Below are 21,499 nucleotides of genomic sequence, written 5' to 3'. Positions count from 1 at the left end.
CAGATGCGAGATTCTTACCGCATCCTTCCTTTTCAGGGCGTCTGGACTTGGTTGACGGGGAAAGAGATTGATGGCCGTCCACAGCTATGGCAATCCCATTCTGTTGAGATGATCTGTTGGTCCCTGTCGTGGATGATAGTGGGGAGTATCATGACGTCACTGGCCTGGTTTGGCAGCCTGTCGCTGCTTGTGAAGAGCGTCATCTACATGACGGGCATCTTATTTGCAGCTTCGGGTGCCAGATATATTGTGGCAACGATTATCCACCATGGGGTGCATGGGCATCTGTTTAACAGCCAGCGGGCCAACAGGATCCTGTGTGAAATATTATCAACGATTTTGATCGTTCAGCCTTATGATTCCTATCGTCAGTTTCATGTTTATGAGCATCATGGGGCGGCATTCTCAACGTTTGAGGACCGCGACTTAGCGGCAATTTATCAGTTGGGTTTCAAACCGGGTATAAAAGTCAGGCAGCAATATATCAATCTGTTGTTGACTTTGCTGAGCCCGAAATTTTATCTGACGTTTCTTTATGGTCGGCTGAAATCCAACCTGGTAAATTTGCCGATCTGGCGACGAGCAATGTCCCTTTGCTGGTGGGGAGTGCTAATCTGGCTGGCGTTAACTTATGGGTACGGGTTCTTCTTGTTGAATATTGTTATTCCCTACGTGTTGGTTTATCAAATTGCTTCTCTGCTGCATCTTTTAACTGAACATACCTGGTGTTTACGTCAACAGGGCGAAAGCGTGCGCGACAGTCATATTAAAAATTGTCTGGGCAGATTTTGCGGGAGTGCCTGTCCGCCAGATTTTTCCTTACGCTTTACCGCAGACTGGATACGTTGGACATTCACCCATCTGTTTTTCCATTTGCCGTGCCGGATGCTTATCGTTCAGGGCTCTCTGGTATGCCACGACTGGCATCATCGTTTTGGCAGCGTGCGGCAATGGTATGACTATGCCCGGCTACGGGAAAAACATCAGCTGAAGTTAGCAGCAGAAGATCGTAATGACTACATCGATATTTGGGGTACTCAGCACGCGTTGCATTACGTTTTTATTAAATTGAGCGAGATGGGTTCAGTTAAAACCGTAAATCTGGCGTACCGGCTTAATTAATGGATATCGAAAGGCTGCATAACCCGTTCCGGGCCGAGATGGCGCAGGAGGATGTCCGGCGATTTGCTCATCTTCACCCTCAACCGATGCGCAAAGAGAAAGAGTCTGCGCCTGAAGAGCGGGCGGAAATGCCTGAGAGGGAATAACCCTCTTTCCTTTCCCTGGCGTTGTATTGTTTTGGGCCCTTGCAGGGCCCCTTTTTTACATCTTTATCCATCTATTAGCTTGTCGATTAAATCCCGCTGCCTGCATAAACGCGGCTATCACCTGCTGCGCTGAACTGCCATCCTGACTCATTACCCACTGCGTAACCTGCGGGTTCTGCGCCATCACTTCCTGCACCAGATAGAGACCCACCCCGCGCCGCCGCGTCACCTCGCGTACCTCAAGCTGCTGCATCTCTCCTGCGCTGCCGCTGAGGGTCACGCGCACTGCCGCCAGCAGACGATCGTTAAAACGCGCCGCGTACAGCTGCTTTACCTCATTCAGTTCGCTTTCCAGCGCCGCGATATTCGCCTGCGGCCAGATTTTTTTTATGTCGCTGCGATCCTGCTCAGACAACTGTTGCAGGCGGATGATAGTCAGTTTCATCAGAATAACCCGGTCATGAGAAAGGCATATTGTAGCGAAGTTGACCATACTATAGCGTGTTAGTTTTTCTGTACGAAAACGAGGCGATGTGCGGGCGTTTCAAATGGTTTACCGAGTAAACCGTTATTCTCTGCGCAGAAAGCCAGCATAATGCGCTGGCTAGTTGGCGAATTTGCCACCGTTGCTGTTAGTGGATTGTCCTGCGGCACCCGCTATTTACTGAATCTGTCAGTTGATTTACAGCAGAATATTCCTGTTTAATAACCTGAAAATTAAAGCCTTATTGATAAAAACTGTCGGGAATTATGCTAACTCGTTCAAAGGCAAAGCGTTTATCGCTATTCACCGACAAATAAATAGCAAGCAATCACAACAGATGGGGTAGTCAGGATGAAGATCAGTAAAGGTAAAGCGCTGTTAGCTGGCTGTATGGCTCTGGCAATGAGCGGTGCAGCAGTAGCAAAAGATATTAAAGTCGCGGTAGTTGGCGCCATGTCCGGCCCGGTTGCCCAGTACGGTGATATGCAGTGGACCGGCGCTCAGCAGGCGATCGCAGACATTAACGCCAAAGGCGGCATTAACGGCGACAAGCTGGTCGCGGTGAAATATGACGACGTGTGCGATCCAAAACAGGCGGTTGCGGTTGCTAACAAAGTGATCAACGACGGCATCCGTTACGTGATCGGCCACCTGTGCTCCTCTTCGACTCAGCCCGCTTCCGACATCTATGAAGATGAAGGCGTGCTGATGATTACGCCAGCAGCAACGGCTCCTGACCTGACTTCCCGCGGCTACAAGCTGATTATGCGCACCACTGGCCTCGACTCTGACCAGGGCCCGACTGCGGCAAAATACATTCTGAATGAAGTGAAACCCCAGCGCATCGCCGTGATCCACGACAAGCAGCAGTACGGTGAAGGCCTGGCGCGCTCCGTGCAGGAGAGCCTGAAAAAAGGCGGCGGCAACGTGGTGATGTTTGAAGGGATCACCGCGGGTGATAAAGACTTCTCTACCCTGGTGGCTCGCCTGAAGAAAGAGAACGTCGACTTTGTCTACTTCGGTGGCTACCACCCGGAAATGGGCCAGATCCTGCGCCAGGCGCGTGCGGCCGGTCTGAAAACGCAGTTCATGGGTCCTGAAGGCGTAGGCAACGCTTCTCTGTCTAATATTGCCGGTGCAGCCTCTGAAGGCATGCTGGTGACGCTGCCAAAACGCTACGACCAGGTCCCGGCTAACAAACCGGTGGTTGACGCGCTGAAAGCGAAAAAACAGGATGCAACCGGTCCCTTCGTCTGGACTACCTATGCCGCACTGCAATCCCTGGCCGCGGGCATGGAGCGCAGCAAAAGTGAAGAGCCAGACGCTATCGTTAAAAACCTGAAAGAGGGTGCGCCGGTGCCAACCGTAATGGGTGACCTGAGCTGGGATCAGAAGGGCGACCTGAAAGGCTTCGAGTTCGGCGTATTTAAATGGCACGCTGATGGTTCATCAACCGCCGTTAAATAAATCGGGCTTTTGGGATAATGACGCCTGGTGATGTATGCCAGGCGTCATTGTCTTCAGTGTGGGTTGATTCGTAAGGTATTAAGGTATGTCCGAGCAGTTTCTCTACTTCCTGCAGCAAATGTTCAACGGCGTCACGTTGGGCAGCACTTATGCGCTGATCGCCATCGGTTACACTATGGTGTACGGCATCATCGGCATGATCAACTTCGCCCACGGTGAAGTGTATATGATCGGCAGCTACGTCTCGTTTATCGTTATTGCGGCGCTGATGATGATGGGCATTGATACCAGCTGGCTGCTGATTGGCTGCGGCTTCGTGGTCGCGGTGGTGATCGCCTCCTGCTACGGCTGGAGCATTGAACGCGTGGCGTATAAGCCCGTGCGTTCCTCTAAACGGCTGATTGCCCTGATCTCGGCGATCGGCATGTCGATATTCCTGCAAAACTACGTCAGCCTGACCCAGGGATCGCGTGACGTGGCGCTGCCAAACCTGGTCACCGGCCAGTGGACGCTGGGCGTCAGCAATGGCTTCGCGGCGACCATCTCCACCATGCAGATTGTGATCTGGGTCGTGACGTTCCTGTCGATGCTGGCCCTGACGCTGTTTATCCGCTATTCACGTATGGGCCGCGCCTGCCGCGCCTGTGCGGAAGATCTGAAAATGGCCAGCCTGCTGGGGATTAACACCGACCGCGTTATCTCGCTGACTTTCGTCATTGGTGCAGCGATGGCGGCAGTGGCAGGCGTGCTGCTGGGCCAGTTCTACGGCGTGATCAACCCGTACATCGGCTTTATGGCCGGGATGAAAGCCTTCACCGCGGCCGTTCTCGGCGGTATCGGCAGTATTCCGGGTGCAATGCTGGGCGGTCTGATCCTCGGTATTGCTGAAGCGCTGACCTCGGCGTATCTCAGCACCGAATACAAAGACGTGGTGTCGTTTGCGCTGCTGATTGTGGTGCTGCTGGTGATGCCAACCGGCATTCTCGGCCGCCCGGAGGTTGAGAAAGTATGAAGAAGCTCAACCTGCTTAACGCCCTCGTTTCCTCGCTGATGTTGCTGGTGCTGGCGGCGTTCTTTATGGGGATGCGCCTGAATCTCGACGGCACGCATCTGGTGGTGAACAACGCCGGAAGCGTGCGCTGGAACTGGATTGCGCTCGGCTGCGGCGTGGTGTTCCTGTTCCAGCTGCTGCGCCCGCTGCTGACCAGCGGCCTGAAAAAAGTCTCCGGCCCGGCATTTGTGCTGCCGGGCATTGATGGCTCAACCGTTAAGCAGAAGCTGTTCCTGCTGGTGCTGATCGTCGCCGCGGCGGTGTGGCCATTTCTGGTTTCACGCGGCACGGTGGATATCGCTACCCTGACGCTGATCTACGTGATGCTGGGCCTCGGCCTCAACGTGGTCGTCGGCCTGTCCGGCCTGCTGGTGCTGGGTTACGGCGGCTTCTACGCCATCGGCGCCTATACCTTCGCGCTGCTCAACCACTATTACGGCCTCGGCTTCTGGCAGAGCCTGCCGCTGGCGGGCCTGGTGGCGGCGGCGTTTGGCCTGCTGCTCGGCTTCCCGGTGCTGCGCCTGCGCGGAGACTACCTGGCGATTGTCACGCTCGGCTTCGGCGAGATCGTGCGTATCCTGCTGCTGAACAACACCGAAATCACCGGTGGCCCGAACGGTATCAGCCAGATCCCAAAACCGACCTTCTTTGGCCTGGAGTTTGGCCGCAGCGTGCGCGACGGCGGTTGGGGCACCTTCCACGACTTCTTCGGGCTGAAGTATGACCCAAGCGACCGTATTATTTTCCTCTACCTGGTGGCGCTGCTGCTGGTGGTGATCACCCTGTTTGTGATTAACCGCCTGCTGCGCATGCCGCTGGGCCGCGCGTGGGAAGCGCTGCGTGAAGATGAGATCGCCTGCCGCTCGCTGGGCCTCAGCCCGACGCGCATCAAGCTGACCGCTTTCACCATCAGCGCCGCGTTTGCCGGTTTTGCCGGCTGCCTGTTCGCCGCGCGCCAGGGCTTTGTCAGCCCGGAATCCTTCACCTTTGCCGAATCGGCGTTTGTGCTGGCGATTGTGGTGCTGGGCGGAATGGGGTCGCAGTTTGCAGTGATCCTCGCCGCTATCCTGCTGGTGGTGTCGCGTGAGCTGATGCGCGATTTGAACGAATACAGCATGCTGGTGCTCGGTGGCTTAATGGTATTGATGATGATCTGGCGCCCGCAGGGCTTACTGCCGATGAAGCGCCCGCATCTGAAGTTGAAAAGCGTAGAAAAAGGAGAGCAGGCATGACTCAGCCTTTGTTAGCAGTCAATGGCCTGATGATGCGCTTCGGCGGCCTGCTGGCGGTCAACAATGTTGAACTGGAGCTGCGCCCGCAGGAGATTGTCTCCCTGATTGGCCCTAACGGTGCCGGGAAAACCACGGTGTTTAACTGCCTGACCGGCTTCTACCGCCCGACGGGCGGTTCGATCAAGCTGGGTGACCAGCAGCTGGCGGGCCTGCCGGGGCAGAAGATTGCGCGTATGGGCATTGTGCGTACTTTCCAGCACGTGCGCCTGTTCCGCGAAATGACGGTGATTGAGAACCTGCTGGTGGCCCAGCATCAGCACCTGAAAAGCGGCGTCTTCTCCGGCCTGCTGAAAACCCCGGCCTTCCGTAAAGCGGAAAGCGAAGCGCTGGATCGTGCGGCAACCTGGCTGGAACGCGTCGGCCTGCTCTCCCTGGCCAATCGCCAGGCGGGTAATCTTGCCTATGGCCAGCAGCGCCGCCTGGAGATCGCCCGCTGCATGGTGACCCGCCCGGAAATCCTGATGCTGGATGAACCGGCAGCCGGTCTGAACCCGAAAGAGACGCACGAGCTGGATGAACTGATCGCCGAGCTGCGCAGTCAGCACAACGTCTCGGTACTGTTGATTGAGCACGATATGAAACTGGTAATGGGCATTTCCGACCGCATTTACGTGGTCAATCAGGGTACGCCGTTGGCAAACGGCACGCCAGACGAGATCCGCAACAACCCGGATGTGATCCGCGCTTACCTGGGGGAGGCGTAACATGACTCAGGCTATGCTATCCCTGAATAACGTCAGTGCGCACTACGGTAAAATCCAGGCGCTGCACAACGTCAGTCTGCACATCAATCAGGGCGAAATCGTTACGCTGATTGGTGCCAACGGCGCGGGTAAAACCACCATCCTCGGCACGCTGTGCGGTGAACCTCGCGCCAGCGAAGGCTCGATTGTCTTCGACGGCAAGGCGATCACCGACTGGCAGACGGCGCGTATTATGCGTGAAGCGATTGCCATCGTGCCGGAGGGCCGCCGCGTCTTCTCGCGCATGTCGGTAGAGGAGAACCTGGCGATGGGCGGCTTCTTTGCCGAGCGCCAGCAGTATCAGCAGCGTATCAAGCGCGTGTACGAGCTGTTCCCGCGCCTGTATGAGCGCCGCGTGCAGCGCGCCGGCACCATGTCCGGTGGCGAGCAGCAGATGCTGGCGATTGGCCGTGCGCTGATGAGCCAGCCGCGCCTGCTGCTGCTGGATGAGCCGTCGCTCGGCCTGGCCCCGATTATCATCCAGCAGATCTTCGACACCATTGAGCAGCTGCGTCAGGAAGGCATGACGATTTTCCTCGTCGAGCAGAATGCCAACCAGGCGCTCAAGCTGGCCGACCGTGGCTATGTGCTCGAAAACGGTCACGTGGTGCTGGAAGATAGCGGTGCTGCGCTGCTGGCGAATGAAGCGGTAAGAAGCGCCTATCTGGGCGGATGATGTCACGTAGGGGCCGACCATTTTTTTCGGTCGGCCCGCGTAGGATATAACGGGCGGACCGAAACAGAGGGTCCGCCCCTACAATGATCGGGTCGTCACGATTCTGTCACCCCTTCGTCATAACGCCGTTATTTTTCTGTCATTTTTGCGTGTCATGTTACCTCCCGACTACAACAATGCGCGATAGCGCGCTTTACAACACCGGGCACAGGTAATCGACATGTCATCATTCGTATTTCGCCGTAACGCAGTAAGCGTGGTACTGGGACTGACTCTGAGCGCCAATGCGCTGGCCGTCACCGAAATCCCTTTCTGGCACTCCATGGAAGGCGAGCTGGGGGTGGAAGTGAACTCGCTGGCGACGCGCTTCAACGCTGAACACCCCGATTACAAAATCGTGCCGACCTATAAAGGCAACTACGAGCAGAGCCTGGCCGCCGGGATTGCTGCGGTGCGCACCGGTAAAGCGCCGGCGATTTTGCAGGTGTATGAAGTCGGTACGGCAACCATGATGGCGTCAAAGGCGATCGTGCCGGTGAATGAAGTGTTTAAAACGGCCGGGATCGCGATGGATGCGCAGCAGTTCGTTCCGGCAGTGGCAGGTTACTACAGCGACGCAAAAGGTCAGCTGATCTCCCAGCCGTTTAACAGCTCCACCCCGGTGCTGTACTACAACAAAGATGCGTTTAAAAAAGCCGGACTGGACCCGGAGCAGCCGCCAAAAACCTGGCAGGAGCTGGCGAAAGATACCGCCGCCCTGCGTAAAGCGGGCATGAGCTGCGGCTATGCCAGCGGCTGGCAGGGCTGGATCCAGATTGAGAACTTCAGCGCCTGGCACGGCCTGCCGGTCGCCAGCAAAAATAACGGCTTCGACGGCACCGACGCGGTACTGGAGTTCAATAAGCCGGTGCAGGTGCGCCACATCCAGATGCTGGAAGATCTCAACAAAAAGGGCGATTTCACCTACTTCGGGCGTAAAGATGAGCCAACCGCCAAGTTCTATAACGGCGACTGCGGCATCACCACCGCCTCTTCCGGCTCGCTGGCCGACATTCGCAAATACGCCAAATTCAACTTCGGCGTTGGCATGATGCCGTATGACGAGACCGTGCCGAACGCGCCGCAGAACGCCATCATCGGCGGTGCCAGCCTGTGGGTGATGAAAGGCAAAGATGCCGATACCTACAAGGGCGTGGCTGAGTTTATGCAGTTCCTGGCAAAACCAGACATTGCCGCCGAATGGCACCAGAAAACCGGTTACCTGCCTATCACCACTGCCGCTTATGAGCTGACCAAACAGCAGGGCTTCTACGACAAAAACCCGGGCGCGGATATCGCCACCCGCCAGATGCTGAACAAAGATCCGCTGCCGTTTACCAAAGGAATGCGCCTCGGCAATATGCCGCAGATCCGTACCATCGTCGACGAAGAGCTGGAAGGCGTATGGACCGGGAAGCAGTCACCGCAGGCGGCACTGGATAGCGCCGTGAAGCGCGGTAACGAACTGCTGCGCCGTTTCGAACAGCAAACCCGTTAGGGTATGCCGTAGGGGCGGATTAACAATCCGCCCGCCATGAGAAAAGTGAGGAGGGGCGGATCGACGATGCGCCCGCCCGGGCCGACCAGAACCACGGTCGGCCGCTACGCATTGAGATGAGATGGTTGCCATGTCCCAACCCCGCCCCGTATTCCGCACCAGCGCGCTGCCCTATCTGCTCATGCTGCCGCAGCTGCTGATCACCGCAATCTTCTTTATCTGGCCCGCTGGCGAAGCGCTCTGGTACTCGTTGCAGAGTATCGACCCGTTTGGCATCTCCAGCACTTTCGTCGGGCTGGATAACTTTAAACGGCTGTTTGCCGATAGCTACTACCTCGACTCTTTCTGGACCACGCTGCAGTTCAGCGGTCTGGTCACCGTTTTTGGCATGACGTTCTCGCTGCTGCTGGCGGCGCTGGTGGACTATGTTGTCCGCCTGAAAAAGCTCTATCAGACGCTGCTGCTGCTGCCCTACGCAGTCGCCCCGGTGGTGGCTGCCGTGCTGTGGATGTTCCTGTTTAACCCGGGCCTTGGCCTGTTCAGCCACCTGCTGAACCAGTGGGGCTACAGCTGGAACTACGCGCAGAACAGCGGCCAGGCGATGTTTCTCATCGTACTGGCCTCAATCTGGCAGCAGATGAGCTACAACTTCCTGTTCTTCTTTGCCGCGCTACAGTCGATCCCGAAATCGCTGGTGGAAGCCGCCGCCATTGACGGGGCCGGTCCGGTGCGCCGCTTCTTCAGCCTGGCGCTGCCGCTGATCACCCCGGTCAGCTTCTTCCTGCTGGTGGTGAACCTGGTGTATGCCTTCTTCGATACCTTCCCGGTGATCGACGCTGCCACCGGCGGCGGCCCAGTGCAGGCCACCACAACGCTTATCTATAAAATCTATCGCGAAGGCTTTGCCGGTCTGGATCTCTCCTCCTCGGCTGCACAGTCGGTGGTACTGATGCTGCTGGTGATTGGCCTGACCGTGATCCAGTTCCGCTTCGTCGAACGCAAGGTGCGCTACCAATGATTGAAAACCGACGCGGGCTGGATATCTTCAGCCATACGCTACTGATCCTCGGCATCCTGACCATTCTGTTCCCGCTGTACGTGGCGTTTGTCGCCGCGACGCTGGATAACAAGGCGGTGTATCAGGTGCCGATGACGCTAATCCCCGGCAGCCATCTGTGGGAGAACGTGCGCAATATCTGGCTCAACGGAGTGAACGGCAGCGGCCCGGCCTTCAGCCTGATGATGCTTAACAGCCTGATTATGGCGCTGTGCATTACGGTGGGGAAAATCAGCGTGTCGATGCTGTCGGCGTTCGCGCTGGTGTGGTACCGCTTCCCGCTGCGCAATCTGTTCTTCTGGATGATCTTTATCACCCTGATGCTGCCGGTTGAGGTGCGTATTTTCCCCACGGTGCAGGTGATTGCCGACCTGAACCTGCTCGACAGCTACAGCGGGTTAACCCTGCCGCTGATGGCTTCCGCCACCGCCACCTTCCTGTTTCGCCAGTTCTTTATGTCGCTGCCGGATGAGCTGATGGAGGCGGCGCGCATTGACGGTGCCAGCCCAATGCGCTTCTTCCGCGATATCGTGCTGCCGCTGTCGAAGACCAATCTGGCGGCGCTGTTCGTGATTACCTTTATCTATGGCTGGAACCAGTACCTGTGGCCGCTGCTCATCATCAATGATGCTTCGCTCGGTACGGCGGTCGCGGGGATCAAAAGCATGATCTCCACCAGCGGATCCCCCACCCAGTGGAATGAAGTGATGGCGGCGATGCTGCTGACGCTGATCCCGCCGGTGGTGATTGTTTTAGTGATGCAGCGCGCCTTTGTGCGCGGTCTGGTTGAGAGCGAGAAATAGTGATGGCAGGTGTACGACTTCAGGCAGTAACCAAATCCTACGACGGTAAAAACCAGATTATTCAGCCGCTGGACGTGTCGATCCGCGATGGTGAGTTTATGGTAATGGTCGGGCCATCCGGCTGTGGAAAATCCACGCTGCTGCGCATGGTGGCCGGGCTGGAGCGGGTCACCAGCGGCGATATCTGGATTGATACGCGGCGCGTGACCGAAGAGGAGCCGAAGGATCGCGGCATTGCCATGGTGTTCCAGAACTATGCCCTCTACCCGCATATGAGCGTGGAGGAGAACATGGCGTGGGGCCTGAAAATTCGCGGCATGGGCAAAGAGCAGATCCGCCAGCGGGTGCTGGAGGCGGCGCGCAGCCTGGAACTGGAAGCGCTGCTTAAGCGCCGCCCGCGTGAACTGTCCGGCGGCCAGCGTCAGCGCGTGGCGATGGGGCGCGCCATTGTGCGTGAGCCCGCGCTGTTCCTGTTCGATGAGCCACTGTCGAACCTTGATGCCCGCCTGCGCGTGCAGATGCGCCTTGAGCTGCAGCAGTTACACCGCCGCCTGAACACCACCAGCCTGTACGTAACGCACGATCAGGTCGAGGCGATGACGCTGGCGCAGCGCGTGATGGTGATGAACAAAGGCGTGCTGGAGCAGCTCGGCACCCCGGAGGAGATTTACCAGCGCCCGGCCACGCGTTTCGTCGCCAGCTTTATTGGCGCCCCGGCGATGAACCTGCTGGACGGCCAGCTCAATGATGACGGCTCGCGCTTTATCCTCGCGGATACCCTGCCGCTGCCGCTGAGGGCGCCGAAGGCAAAATGGGCCGCGCGCACGTTGACGCTGGGCATCCGTCCGGAGCATATTGAGCTCTCCTCTCAGCAGGACGGCGGCATTCCGCTGGTGGTGGAGACACTGGAGATGCTGGGGGCCGACAATCTCGCCCACGGGCACTGGGGAAAAAATAAGCTGGTGGTGCGCCTGCCGCACTCGGTGCGCCCGCAGATGGGCAGCACGCTGTGGTTGCAGCTTCCCGCTGCCGCGCTACACTTTTTTGACCATAACGGACAACGGACCGAATAATGACCCACAGCTGGCCATATCCGCCGATCGTCGCCCATCGCGGCGGCGGGAAACTGGCACCGGAAAATACCCTTGCCGCCATTGATGTTGGCGCGCAGCACGGGCATCGCATGATTGAGTTTGACGCCAAACTGTCGCAGGACGGCGCCATCTTCCTGCTGCACGATGACACCCTGGACCGCACCAGCAACGGCTGGGGCGTGGCGGGCGATCAGCCGTGGGACAAGCTGGTCACGCTGGATGCCGGCGGCTGGTTTGGCAGCGCCTTCAGCGATGAACGCCTGCCGCTGCTGGCGGAAGTCGCCGCCCGCTGTCGCCAGCATCGCCTGATGGCCAATATCGAAATTAAGCCGACTCACGGAGCGGAGGTGGCAACCGGGCGCGCTATCGCGCTGGCCGCCCGCGTGATGTGGCAGGGCCAGGTCGCGCCGCTGCTGTCGTCGTTCTCGTACTCTGCGCTGGAAGCGGCACAGCAGGCGGCCCCGGAGCTGCCGCGCGGGCTGCTGCTCGACAGCTGGGATGAGAACTGGCAGGCTATGACGCGCGCGTTAGGCTGCGTGTCGATCCATCTGAATCACAAAGTGCTCGACCCGGAGCGCGTGGCGCTGCTGAAGCAGGCCGGGCTGCGTATTCTGGTGTATACGGTGAATAAGCCGGAGCGGGCGCGGGAGTTACTACAGTGGGGCGTGGATGCGATCTGCACCGACCGCATTGATATTATCGGGCCGGACTTTCGTTAATTAAACCGCGATCGCCTGGTGATAACGGGCGGACCCAAACTGCGGTCCGCCCCTACTGTAGGGGCCGACCTTTTTTCCCGGTTGGCCCCTAGGTTGGCCGGATTAATTCTGCTGGGTCTGCTGCAGCTGACCGTTGTTATTGGTGCGCTGCGTGGCACTGTCGCGCTGCTCCTGAATTTTTCGCTGCAAATCCTGCTGCTGACGCTGCTGATCCTGTTGCAGCTTCAGCTTCTGCTGCGACTGCTGATTCTGCATGTTTTGCTGTAAGCGCTGCGTGCTCGGATTGTAGTTTGAAGACTGCGGGTTATTCGGATTATTGTTGTTGCTGTTATTCAACATGTTTGCCATGCCGCTCAGCGGCAGCAGGGCAGCAAAAACAACCAGCCATTTGGTTTTCATTTTCATGTTACGTCCTCCGTGTTCCTGCCATAAGTCTATGTTATCTGCCAGGCCTGTACCCCAGGAGTGCTCCTGATTTGCGCTATCGTTCGCCTTTTGCGCAATTTTGTGCATATTTATCAATGGCAAACACAACGTAAATAAACTTAAAGGATGTAACAATGATAACAAAAGGTACTGTGCAGCGCCTGTCGTGGTCGCTGTTAGCCGCTTTACTGGTGTGGCAGGGGGCGGGTGCCGCTCCAGCCGCACCGCCGGTCTCCTATGGCGTAGGCGCTGATACTTTCCATCCGGTCACGGCTCAGCACGGCATGGTCGCCTCGGTGGATGCCACCGCAACGGAAGTGGGGGTGAAAATTCTTCAGCAGGGCGGTAACGCGGTGGATGCCGCGGTCGCCGTGGGTTACGCGCTGGCGGTGACGCATCCACAGGCCGGTAATCTCGGCGGCGGCGGCTTTATGCTGTTGCGCACCGCCTCCGGCCAGACTACCTCGATTGATTTTCGCGAAATGGCCCCGGTGCGCGCCAGCCGCGATATGTTCCTCGACGCTGCAGGTAATGCCGACAGCAAAAAATCGCTGATCTCCCACCTGGCGTCCGGCGTTCCCGGAACCGTGGCGGGCTTTGCGCTGGCGAATAAAAAGTACGGCACGCTGCCGCTCAGCACGCTGATCCAACCGGCGCTGGAGCTGGCGCGCAAGGGCATTGTGGTTAACGAAGCGCTGGCCGATGACCTGAAGATCTACGGCAGTGAGGTTTTGCCAGCCCACCCGAACAGTAAAGCGATCTTCTATAAAGCCGACGGTAAGCCGTACCAGCAGGGCGATAAGCTGGTGCAGCGCAACCTGGCGCACAGCCTGGAGCTGATTGCGAAGCAGGGGCCGGATGCGTTCTACAAAGGGCAGATTGCCGATGAGATCGCCTCTGAGATGGCGCAGCACGGCGGGTTGATCGACAAGCGCGACCTCGCCAACTATCGGGCGATTGAGCGTAAGCCGGTGAGCGGCAGCTACCGCGGCTATGAGGTCTTCTCCATGCCACCGCCATCCTCCGGCGGTATTCATATCGTGCAGATCCTCAATATCCTGGAAAACTTCGATCTGGCAAAAATGGGCTTTGGCAGCGCTGATGCCATGCAGGTGATGGCCGAGGCGGAGAAATATGCCTATGCCGACCGCTCGGAATATCTCGGCGATCCAGATTTCGTTAAGGTGCCGTGGCAGGCGCTGACCAGCAAAGCCTACGCCAAATCACTGGCCGAACAGATCGATGTGGCCAAAGCGCGGCCGTCATCCGAGATCAAACCGGGCAAGCTGGCGCCCTATGAAAGTAATCAAACCACGCATTTCTCGGTGGTGGATAAAGACGGCAATGCGGTCGCGGTGACCTACACGCTGAACACCACCTTTGGCAGCGGTATTGTGGCCGGCAACAGCGGCATTCTGATGAATAACGAGATGGATGACTTCTCCGCCAAGCCGGGCACGCCCAACGTTTACGGTCTGGTCGGCGGGGAAGCGAATGCGGTGCAGCCGTATAAGCGCCCACTGTCGTCAATGTCGCCGACTATCGTTGCGAAAGACGGTAAAACCTGGCTGGTGACGGGTAGCCCGGGCGGCAGCCGTATTATCACTACCGTACTGCAAATGGTGGTGAACAGTGTTGATTTCGGGATGAACGTGGCTGAAGCCACTAACGCGCCGCGCTTCCACCATCAGTGGCTGCCCGACCAGCTGCGCGTCGAGAAGGGCTTCAGCCCGGATACGCTGAAGCTGCTGGGTGAGAAGGGGCAGAATGTGAAGGTGATGCCTGCGATGGGTAGCACCCAGAGCATTATGCTGGGGCCGGACGGTATGCGTTACGGTGCGTCCGATCCGCGCACCATCGATGATTTAACCGCCGGGTATTGATGCGATGCGGGCGAGGCCGATCTGAGGTAGGGGGCGACCCTTTTTTCCAGTCGCCCCGTGCCGGTGATTTCCCACAAGGGCATTACGCTTCCCGTTTCTGCTGGTGCTCTTGCAGCCGTTGATTAAACAGCTTCGGAGCCCAACTCTCGCGCAGTGCCTGCAGCAGCAGCGACTGCTGAGTCTGAGGTACCAGCCCCCCCACCGGCGGGTCGGTATCCAGATTGGTTGGGAACGAATAGCCCTCCGCCGCCGCGGCAATCACCGCATTGATCCGCTCCTCAGACATTCTGCGCAGGCGCAGCGCCGGGTAAATATGCTGTAGCACCTTAATATGGTTCACTTTCTCCATCGTTTTGCCAAAGGATGAAGAGACCTGCAGCAGGTTTGCGGTGCGGATATGGTCGTGGGTATGGTTACTGCCCGCCGCATGGAACAGCGCCGGATTGAAGAACAGCCCGTCCCCCTTCTCCAGCGGCAGCTGGATGGCATTGCGCTGGAAATAGTCGATAAACTTCTCATCGGGCCAGGCCAGATAGCCCGCCTGATACTGATGCGACCACGGCAGCAGCTGCGTCGGGCCGGACTCCACCGGCATATCGCTGTGTGCCACCGCGCCCTGAAGCGTCAGGTACTGCGAGAGGATCTGCAGCGGCAGCGGGAAGCGTTCCACCACCTCATTGCTTTGAAAGCCGAGATGATAATCACGGTGCGGCTGCTGGGCTTTGCCGCCGGGGCGCACCTGATTGACCTGCGCGGTCATCTCATAACCCGGGCCGACCCAGCTTTCGCAGATCAGCGCCAGCAGCGGGTTACAGTAGTAGTCAATAAACGCATCGGCATCGCGCTCGGCGACTTTCTGCAGAGCATTCCAGATGCGCCCGTTATTGCCTGCCGCCGCAAAATGGTCCCCGCCGCTGCCGCTTTCAGACTCACTGAGCAGGATCTGCTCGAACAGCGCGCTGTTGCGATCCACCGTCGGGAGATCGCTGAACAGACCTTTAACCACGAAGACGCCCGGCCCAGAGGACAGGGCGCGGTGCAGTTCGCTCAGCACCGTTTGCCGGTGCTCGGCGGCGGCTTTGGTCAAATCCTCGCGCTGGTAGATCAGCACATCCAGCTCGGCCTTCCGCGCCAGCGGGAAATCTTTCAGCGGGGTGGTCTGCTCGCAGACAATGGCAAAATCATCAACCGATAACTGTTCTTTAGTCAGATAGAGACTGTTCATCACAGGTTCCTCACAGGGCCAGTTTATTCTGGGGTTTTGCCGCGCCGTCATCGCTACAGCCAACGACGTTTTGATCGAAGTCGACGATCGCACCGGTCATCATTCCCGACTCTTCGGACAGCAGGAATGCCACGCTGCGCGCCACCTCCTGCGGTTTGAGAAGGCGACCAAACGGCTGTTCACGCTCGGCTTTCTCCAGCCAGTCCTCGCTGGCGTTGTGATACTGCTTCTGGATCTGATCTTCGTGCGGCGTATCCATCCAGCCGATGTTCAGGCCGTTGACGCGAATGCGGTTGCGCATCGCGCTGAAGGCGACGTTTTTCGTCAGGGTAACCAGCGCACCTTTGGAGGCCGCATAAGGCGTGAGGAAGCTCTGCCCACCGTGGGAGCTCATAGTGATGATATTGACGATGCTGCCTGCAACGTGGTTGGCAATCATCAACCTGATGGCCGCCTGCATCAGAAAGAACGGCGCGCGGACGTTAACGGCAAAGATGGCGTCAAAAAGCTGCGGCGTGGTGTCGAGTATGGTGCCGCGGTCGGACATCCCCGCGCAGTTAACCAGCCCGTGCAGCGTGCCAAAACGGCTCTCCGCTTCGGCGATCACCCGTTCACAGGAGGCCGGGTCGCTAAAATCGGCGGCGACAAACCAGGCTTCACAGCCCGCAGCGCGCAGCTTATCGACCTGCGCGGCACCGGCCTGCTGGTTGCGCCCGCAGATCACCAGACCGCGTGCGCCGCGCTCGGCCAGTAATAAAGAGACGGCTGCGCCCAGCCCCTGATTACCGCCGGTGACCACGAAAACCTTGTCACGAAACTGCTCGTTGAATTTTATGCTCATGATGATGCCTTGCTGGTCTGTTTAAGGGTGTAGGGTATGTGTGAATTGCCTTGACTCATCCCCACCTTAGCACCAACATTTTGTTAACAATATGCGCAGGTGACCTCAAAAAGACCTCAAAAAGAGCCGTTCAGACGTTTGGCCAACGTCCTGTGCCCCTTTGCGATTTTCCCGACATATCACCGCCATTAGCACGATTGAATTTCGTAACTTCCCCTTTTTCACGTAAATTACAGCATTCAGAAACCCTTCTGATCCTGCACGATGGATGTGCAGAGAGACTTATCGCGACAAGGATCGTAATGAAATATCTCTCACACTTCTGGGGCATTGCAGCCGCGCTGCTGTTGCAGGCTTCATCCGTATCGGCTGACAGCATTTATGCACCGTCGCCCGTTCCTCTGCTGACGGTGAGAGTTCGATCTGATGCGCTGATCGTGCCCGTGACTATTGCTGGCAAGCAGTACTCTTTTTTACTGGATACCGGCGCCGCGATGATGGTGATTGATAACCGTCTCGCCAGCGATATCACCAGCAAAACGCCGGACGACCTCCTGCCGGAGCTGGCTAAAAAAATCCTGAGCACCGGCATCAATACTTCAGGCGGCATGCTGAGAGGCGAGTCAATACGTTTCTGGCAGCCGCTGGCGCTGGCGATTGGCAATGAGGTGGTGCCCGCCAGCGATCCCTGGGTGGGTGCCGATCTCAGCGCGTTCACCCAGAACAGCGGGATGCAGATTGATGGCATCATTGGGCAGGACCTCTACCGCCAGTTCAACTGGGCAGTGGATAACCGCAATCATCAGCTGACGGTCTGGAAGCACCCGCTCACTGTCCGCAATTACCAGGCCTGCGTACCCTATCGCGATGCCTGGGATTTTGGCCCCGAACTGATGCTGGACTATCACGATCGCCCGCTGTATATGGCGTTGAACACCGGGGCGGCCTGGAGCACGATTGGTGAGGAGATCGTCCACGCCAGCCGCGGCCATTTCGGCAGCGCGATCCTGACCGGCATTACCCAGCCGGTTATCACGCTGAACGGAATAGAACGCAGCGATGCTTATCTGCTGGGCGGGATTCAGTTTGATCGGCTGCCGCTGGGGAAGCTGCTGGCGATTGAAGATAAACGGGGCAACTACGGGCTGGGCATGAACTTTCTGCAGCGCTTTGATGACTATCTGTTGGCCCCGGACAAAATGCTGTTGTGCTATAACCAGCAGCACTTTACCCGTGATGAGGCGGCCCCGCTGCGCACCCTGGCCGTTCGGTACTTTGCCAGGCGAGTGGAAATTTATGCCAACTCCCCCGGGGCACTCTCCTCGTCCGTGCTGCACAACGGCGACGTCCTGCTGCAGATTAACGGCAGCAAAGTGTTGCCTGAAAAGATGGAGTGGATCCGTGGCACGCTGGCTGATACGCCGCTCGGGGAACTAAATCTGCGCATTGAGCGGCGGGGAAAGGTCAGGAACGTCACGCTGTGAGTAAGGGGAGGGCGGCTGCGCTCCCCTTTCAATGGCCCGAATACCGTTACGAAAACGGTTTACGCGCGAAAGCGCGCCATGTAGAGCGCATCCACCAGCTGACCGTTGCGCAGCGCAAAGCGGCGGGCGCGTCCCTCGGTTTCAAAGCCAAACTGTTCATACAGTGCGATGGCATGCTGATTATCGGCAAACACCGTCAGCTCAATACGTTCGACGCTGAGCCAGTTGTCACACAGGTCGATCAGCGTGCGCATCATCGCTTTGCCCACGCCTTTTCCGCGCTGGTGAGCATCCACCGCGATGCCAAAGGTTGCCGTATGACGGCGGCGGGCACGCCCGTTGACCTCCAGCGTCAGCTGGCCTGCAATCTCATTATCGATACAGGCCACCAGCATCTGCACGCCGTCAGGCACCGACGCAATCCGCTCCTGCCACTTTTTGAGAGAGGGATGGGGGAGCTGTAGCGTATCGGCATAGGTTTCAGGCTGGCTGTACAGCTGATGGATGGCAACAGCATCTTCGGCAACCACATGACGGACGACAATCTCACTCATCTTACCTCTCCTTGTTTGCGGGAATCCCCTTTAAATTCAGGGTTTTTACCAGCAAGATCAAGTAAAAAATAATCGGCAAAGCGCTTTACAAGTGCGAATGATAATGATTATTATTGTCATGCGTTTTCAGGAGAGCCTACGGTGCTCGCTGGGAAGGCACGACATTGCTCACATTGCTTCCAAGTATTATTTAGCCAGCTCGGGTGCTGGCTTTTTTTTGCCTGCGATTTGCCATCTGCTCCGGTAGTTTCTTTGAAGTTCTCCCTCCTACCCCATCGAATATTTTGAACAGAGAAGACAATTTTCTCCGCTATCATCCCCCTCCTTTCAGGTTCAGACTGTGTCAAAACGTTGAGGAGAATTGAATATGATTTACTTACGCAAAGCACAAGATCGCGGTCATGCTAACCATGGCTGGCTGGACAGCTACCACACCTTCTCTTTCGCTGATTACTACGATGCCAACTTTATGGGCTTCTCCGCGCTGCGGGTGATTAATGAAGATGTGATCGACGGCGGCCAGGGTTTTGGTACCCATCCGCATAAAGATATGGAGATCCTCACCTATGTCCTGTCCGGGACCGTTGAGCACCAGGACAGCATGGGCAACAAGGAGCAGATCCCGGCGGGTGAGTTCCAGATTATGAGCGCCGGGACCGGCGTACGTCACTCTGAGTACAACGCCAGCAAAGAGGTGCCGCTGCACCTGTACCAGATCTGGATTATCCCGGAAAGCACCGGTATTGAACCGCGCTATGCACAGCGCCGTTTTGACGATGTGCAGGGCCGCCAGCTGGTGCTGTCGCCGGATGCGCGTGACGGTTCACTTAAGGTGTTCCAGGATATGACCCTGTCGCGCTGGGCGCTGAAAGCGGCGGAAGAGGGCGTGGTTGAGGTCGAAGAGGGCCGCCGCATCTGGATCCAGGTGGTGAAAGGCGATGTGACCGTCAACGGCGAAGCGGCAACCACCTCTGACGCGTTCGCTATCTGGGATGAAAAATCCCTGGCGATTAACGCCAGCAGCGATGCAGAGATCCTGCTGTTCGACCTGCCGCCGGTTTAACTACAACCTGTGTCACACTTTAAGGGGCGAGACCCTCGCCCCTTTGTCGTTTTTGCCCACGCTTTTGTTACACTCAGCATAATTCTGTCCGCATAGCTGAAGCCCAATGAAGAAAAAAAGACCGGTACTACAGGACGTTGCCGATCGCGTAGGCATCACCAAAATGACCGTTAGCCGCTATCTGCGTAACCCCGATCAGGTTTCTGCCGCGCTGCAGGGCAAGATCGCCGCCGCGCTGGATGAGCTGGGTTATATCCCCAATCGCGCCCCCGATATGCTTTCCAACGCCACCAGCCGCGCCATTGGCGTACTGCTGCCCTCACTGACCAACCAGGTGTTTGCCGACGTGCTGCGCGGCATTGAAGCGGTGACCGACGCCGCAGGCTACCAGACGCTGCTCGGGCACTTTGGCTACAGCGCCGAAAAGGAAGAGTTGCAGCTGCGCTCCCTGCTTGGCTGGAATATCGACGGCCTGATCCTCACCGAGCGCACCCACACCGCCGCCAGCTTGCGCATGATCGAAACCGCAGGCATTCCGGTGATTGAGATGATGGACAGCGTATCGCCATGCCTGGATATGGCGGTCGGTTTTGACAACGTTGAGGCGGCGCGCCAGATGACCCACGCCATTCTGCAAAAAGGCCATCGTCACCCGGTTTACCTCGGGGCGCGGCTAGATGAGCGTACCTTGCAGAAAGAGCAGGGCTACGCGCTGGCGATGCGTGAAGCAGGGCTGGAGCCGCAAACGGTGATGATGGAGGCGGCCTCGTCGTTCTCCGCCGGGGCGATGCTGATGCGCGAGGCGCAACAGCGCTATCCGCTGACCGACAGCCTGTTCTGTACCAATGATGACCTGGCGGTCGGGGCGATGTTTGAGTGCCAGCGCCAGGGGCTGCAGATCCCGCAGCAGATGGCGATTGCCGGTTTCCACGGCCACGATATTGCTGATGTGGTCAACCCGACGCTGGCGACGGTGCAGACCCCGCGTGAACGCATGGGGCACGAGTCTGCGGCGCTGCTGCTGGCGCGCATTCGTGGCGAGAATGTTGATATGCGCCCGGTGGATGTCGGCTTTACCATCTCAGCCGGGGGCAGCATTTAATAACTTGTTTAGCTATTCGGGGCGGATATGTCCGACCCCGACTCTGATTCTTCCGTTTTTATGACCCCCCTCACATTTACCAGCTTTTTCCTGGCCAGCTGTTGCCATAATCAATGCACATCCAGACAATGTTACCGATAACAACTGGACGAACACACCTGCACCTTCTCTGCCGGAGCGATAAAAATGAACACAACTTCAACGCCAAATCACGTATTTGTCCTGATGGGCGTATCCGGCAGCGGCAAGTCCGCCGTTGCCAATGCGGTCGCGCACCAGCTGCAAGCGGCATTCCTCGATGGCGATTTCCTGCATCCGCGCGCCAATATCGAAAAAATGTCCGAAGGCCATCCGCTGAATGATGATGACCGCCGCCCGTGGCTGCAGTCGATCAACGATGCGGCCTTTGCCATGCAGCGCACCAACAGCGTGTCGCTGATTGTCTGCTCGGCGTTGAAAAAAAGTTATCGCGACATCCTGCGCAAAGGGAATCAGAACCTCTCCTTCGTCTATCTGCAGGGCGATTTCGATACCATTGAATCCCGCCTGCGCGCGCGCAAAGGCCACTTCTTCAAGCCACAGATGCTGGTGACGCAGTTCGCCACCCTGGAAGAGCCGGGCAGTGATGAGCATGACGTGCTGGTCGTCGATATTAATCAGACGCTGGATGAGGTTGTTGCGGCAACGCTCAAAACCATTGATGGTGCGATCGCCAAAACTAAGTAGGGTG

At 57.6% G+C, this 21,499-nt stretch carries 22 protein-coding genes; 17 read left to right on the top strand and 5 right to left on the bottom strand.

What is annotated here, in order from left to right; translation table 11 throughout:
* Positions 1–150 precede the first annotated feature (150 nt).
* Positions 151–1,122 carry a fatty acid desaturase gene (locus J2Y91_RS06745; protein WP_208864865.1) on the top strand — a complete coding sequence of 324 codons (972 nt, stop codon included), beginning with the start codon at positions 151–153 and terminating at the stop codon, positions 1,120–1,122.
* On the top strand, positions 1,122–1,268 hold the full coding sequence (locus tag J2Y91_RS06740; protein ID WP_253537694.1) for a hypothetical protein: 147 nt from the start codon (positions 1,122–1,124) through the stop codon (positions 1,266–1,268). The genes J2Y91_RS06745 and J2Y91_RS06740 overlap by 1 nt, the downstream gene beginning before the upstream one ends.
* Before the next feature lie 55 nt (positions 1,269–1,323).
* On the opposite strand, the gene panM is transcribed toward J2Y91_RS06740, so the two are convergent.
* Positions 1,324–1,713: an aspartate 1-decarboxylase autocleavage activator PanM gene (gene panM / locus J2Y91_RS06735; protein WP_133622522.1), complete on the bottom strand. Its 390-nt coding sequence runs from the start codon at positions 1,711–1,713 to the stop codon at positions 1,324–1,326.
* A gap of 390 nt (positions 1,714–2,103) precedes the next feature.
* Here panM and J2Y91_RS06730 point away from each other — a divergent pair, with 390 nt between their 5' ends.
* The 10 genes from J2Y91_RS06730 (at position 2,104) to ugpQ (ending at position 12,191) form a co-directional block, all read left to right on the top strand.
* Positions 2,104–3,219: a branched-chain amino acid ABC transporter substrate-binding protein gene (locus tag J2Y91_RS06730; RefSeq protein WP_048917737.1), complete on the top strand. Its 1,116-nt coding sequence runs from the start codon at positions 2,104–2,106 to the stop codon at positions 3,217–3,219.
* Between the two features lie 85 nt (positions 3,220–3,304).
* A complete protein-coding gene (livH, locus tag J2Y91_RS06725; RefSeq protein WP_048917736.1) occupies positions 3,305–4,231 on the top strand; it encodes a high-affinity branched-chain amino acid ABC transporter permease LivH in 927 nt (308 codons plus the stop codon).
* A complete protein-coding gene (locus J2Y91_RS06720; protein ID WP_048917735.1) occupies positions 4,228–5,502 on the top strand; it encodes a high-affinity branched-chain amino acid ABC transporter permease LivM in 1,275 nt (424 codons plus the stop codon). The genes livH and J2Y91_RS06720 overlap by 4 nt, the downstream gene beginning before the upstream one ends.
* Entirely contained in the window at positions 5,499–6,266 is a 768-nt protein-coding gene (livG, locus tag J2Y91_RS06715; protein WP_048917734.1) for a high-affinity branched-chain amino acid ABC transporter ATP-binding protein LivG, read from the top strand. The genes J2Y91_RS06720 and livG overlap by 4 nt, the downstream gene beginning before the upstream one ends.
* Position 6,267: 1 nt before the next feature.
* Positions 6,268–6,981, top strand: coding sequence for a high-affinity branched-chain amino acid ABC transporter ATP-binding protein LivF (gene livF / locus J2Y91_RS06710; protein ID WP_048917733.1), 714 nt, complete (start codon positions 6,268–6,270; stop codon positions 6,979–6,981).
* Positions 6,982–7,201: 220 nt separating this feature from the next.
* Entirely contained in the window at positions 7,202–8,518 is a 1,317-nt protein-coding gene (gene ugpB, locus J2Y91_RS06705) for a sn-glycerol-3-phosphate ABC transporter substrate-binding protein UgpB (RefSeq protein WP_133622523.1), read from the top strand.
* A 130-nt stretch (positions 8,519–8,648) separates the two neighbouring features.
* Positions 8,649–9,536 carry a sn-glycerol-3-phosphate ABC transporter permease UgpA gene (ugpA, locus tag J2Y91_RS06700; RefSeq protein WP_133622524.1) on the top strand — a complete coding sequence of 296 codons (888 nt, stop codon included), beginning with the start codon at positions 8,649–8,651 and terminating at the stop codon, positions 9,534–9,536.
* A complete protein-coding gene (gene ugpE, locus J2Y91_RS06695; protein ID WP_048917731.1) occupies positions 9,533–10,378 on the top strand; it encodes a sn-glycerol-3-phosphate ABC transporter permease UgpE in 846 nt (281 codons plus the stop codon). The genes ugpA and ugpE overlap by 4 nt, the downstream gene beginning before the upstream one ends.
* 2 nt (positions 10,379–10,380) lie before the next feature.
* Positions 10,381–11,451, top strand: a complete 1,071-nt coding sequence (locus J2Y91_RS06690; RefSeq protein WP_133622525.1) for a sn-glycerol-3-phosphate import ATP-binding protein UgpC — start codon at positions 10,381–10,383, stop codon at positions 11,449–11,451.
* Positions 11,451–12,191, top strand: coding sequence for a glycerophosphodiester phosphodiesterase (ugpQ, locus tag J2Y91_RS06685; protein ID WP_048917729.1), 741 nt, complete (start codon positions 11,451–11,453; stop codon positions 12,189–12,191). Before J2Y91_RS06690 ends, ugpQ begins: the two co-directional genes overlap by 1 nt.
* A gap of 102 nt (positions 12,192–12,293) precedes the next feature.
* On the opposite strand, the gene J2Y91_RS06680 is transcribed toward ugpQ, so the two are convergent.
* Positions 12,294–12,590: a DUF2756 domain-containing protein gene (locus J2Y91_RS06680; protein ID WP_048917759.1), complete on the bottom strand. Its 297-nt coding sequence runs from the start codon at positions 12,588–12,590 to the stop codon at positions 12,294–12,296.
* Positions 12,591–12,751: 161 nt separating this feature from the next.
* Between J2Y91_RS06680 and ggt the strand changes: the two genes are divergently transcribed.
* Positions 12,752–14,500, top strand: a complete 1,749-nt coding sequence (ggt, locus tag J2Y91_RS06675) for a gamma-glutamyltransferase (protein WP_048917728.1) — start codon at positions 12,752–12,754, stop codon at positions 14,498–14,500.
* Positions 14,501–14,582: 82 nt separating this feature from the next.
* Here ggt and J2Y91_RS06670 read toward each other — a convergent pair whose 3' ends face one another.
* Together J2Y91_RS06670 and J2Y91_RS06665 are read right to left on the bottom strand one after the other, a co-directional pair.
* A complete protein-coding gene (locus J2Y91_RS06670; RefSeq protein ID WP_253537690.1) occupies positions 14,583–15,725 on the bottom strand; it encodes a phytanoyl-CoA dioxygenase family protein in 1,143 nt (380 codons plus the stop codon).
* Positions 15,726–15,735: 10 nt separating this feature from the next.
* Positions 15,736–16,566, bottom strand: coding sequence for an SDR family oxidoreductase (locus tag J2Y91_RS06665; protein WP_099754385.1), 831 nt, complete (start codon positions 16,564–16,566; stop codon positions 15,736–15,738).
* Positions 16,567–16,868: 302 nt separating this feature from the next.
* Here J2Y91_RS06665 and J2Y91_RS06660 point away from each other — a divergent pair, with 302 nt between their 5' ends.
* Entirely contained in the window at positions 16,869–18,050 is a 1,182-nt protein-coding gene (locus J2Y91_RS06660) for an aspartyl protease family protein (protein WP_253537687.1), read from the top strand.
* Between the two features lie 59 nt (positions 18,051–18,109).
* Here J2Y91_RS06660 and J2Y91_RS06655 read toward each other — a convergent pair whose 3' ends face one another.
* Positions 18,110–18,604, bottom strand: a complete 495-nt coding sequence (locus J2Y91_RS06655) for a GNAT family N-acetyltransferase (protein ID WP_048917724.1) — start codon at positions 18,602–18,604, stop codon at positions 18,110–18,112.
* Positions 18,605–18,971: 367 nt separating this feature from the next.
* Here J2Y91_RS06655 and J2Y91_RS06650 point away from each other — a divergent pair, with 367 nt between their 5' ends.
* The 3 genes from J2Y91_RS06650 (at position 18,972) to gntK (ending at position 21,495) form a co-directional block, all read left to right on the top strand.
* The gene (locus tag J2Y91_RS06650; RefSeq protein WP_048917722.1) at positions 18,972–19,667 is read left to right on the top strand and encodes a pirin family protein; all 696 of its coding nucleotides are present in this window, start codon (positions 18,972–18,974) and stop codon (positions 19,665–19,667) included.
* A gap of 106 nt (positions 19,668–19,773) precedes the next feature.
* On the top strand, positions 19,774–20,769 hold the full coding sequence (gene gntR, locus J2Y91_RS06645; protein WP_048917721.1) for a gluconate operon transcriptional repressor GntR: 996 nt from the start codon (positions 19,774–19,776) through the stop codon (positions 20,767–20,769).
* 186 nt (positions 20,770–20,955) lie between these two features.
* Positions 20,956–21,495 carry a gluconokinase gene (gntK, locus tag J2Y91_RS06640; protein WP_062818501.1) on the top strand — a complete coding sequence of 180 codons (540 nt, stop codon included), beginning with the start codon at positions 20,956–20,958 and terminating at the stop codon, positions 21,493–21,495.
* Positions 21,496–21,499: the final 4 nt, after the last annotated feature.

Source organism: Erwinia aphidicola, assembly GCF_024169515.1.
GTDB classification, from domain to species: Bacteria; Pseudomonadota; Gammaproteobacteria; order Enterobacterales; family Enterobacteriaceae; genus Erwinia; species Erwinia aphidicola.
Note: the sequence above shows the minus strand (reverse complement) of the source record. Positions and strands in the feature narration are given on the sequence as shown.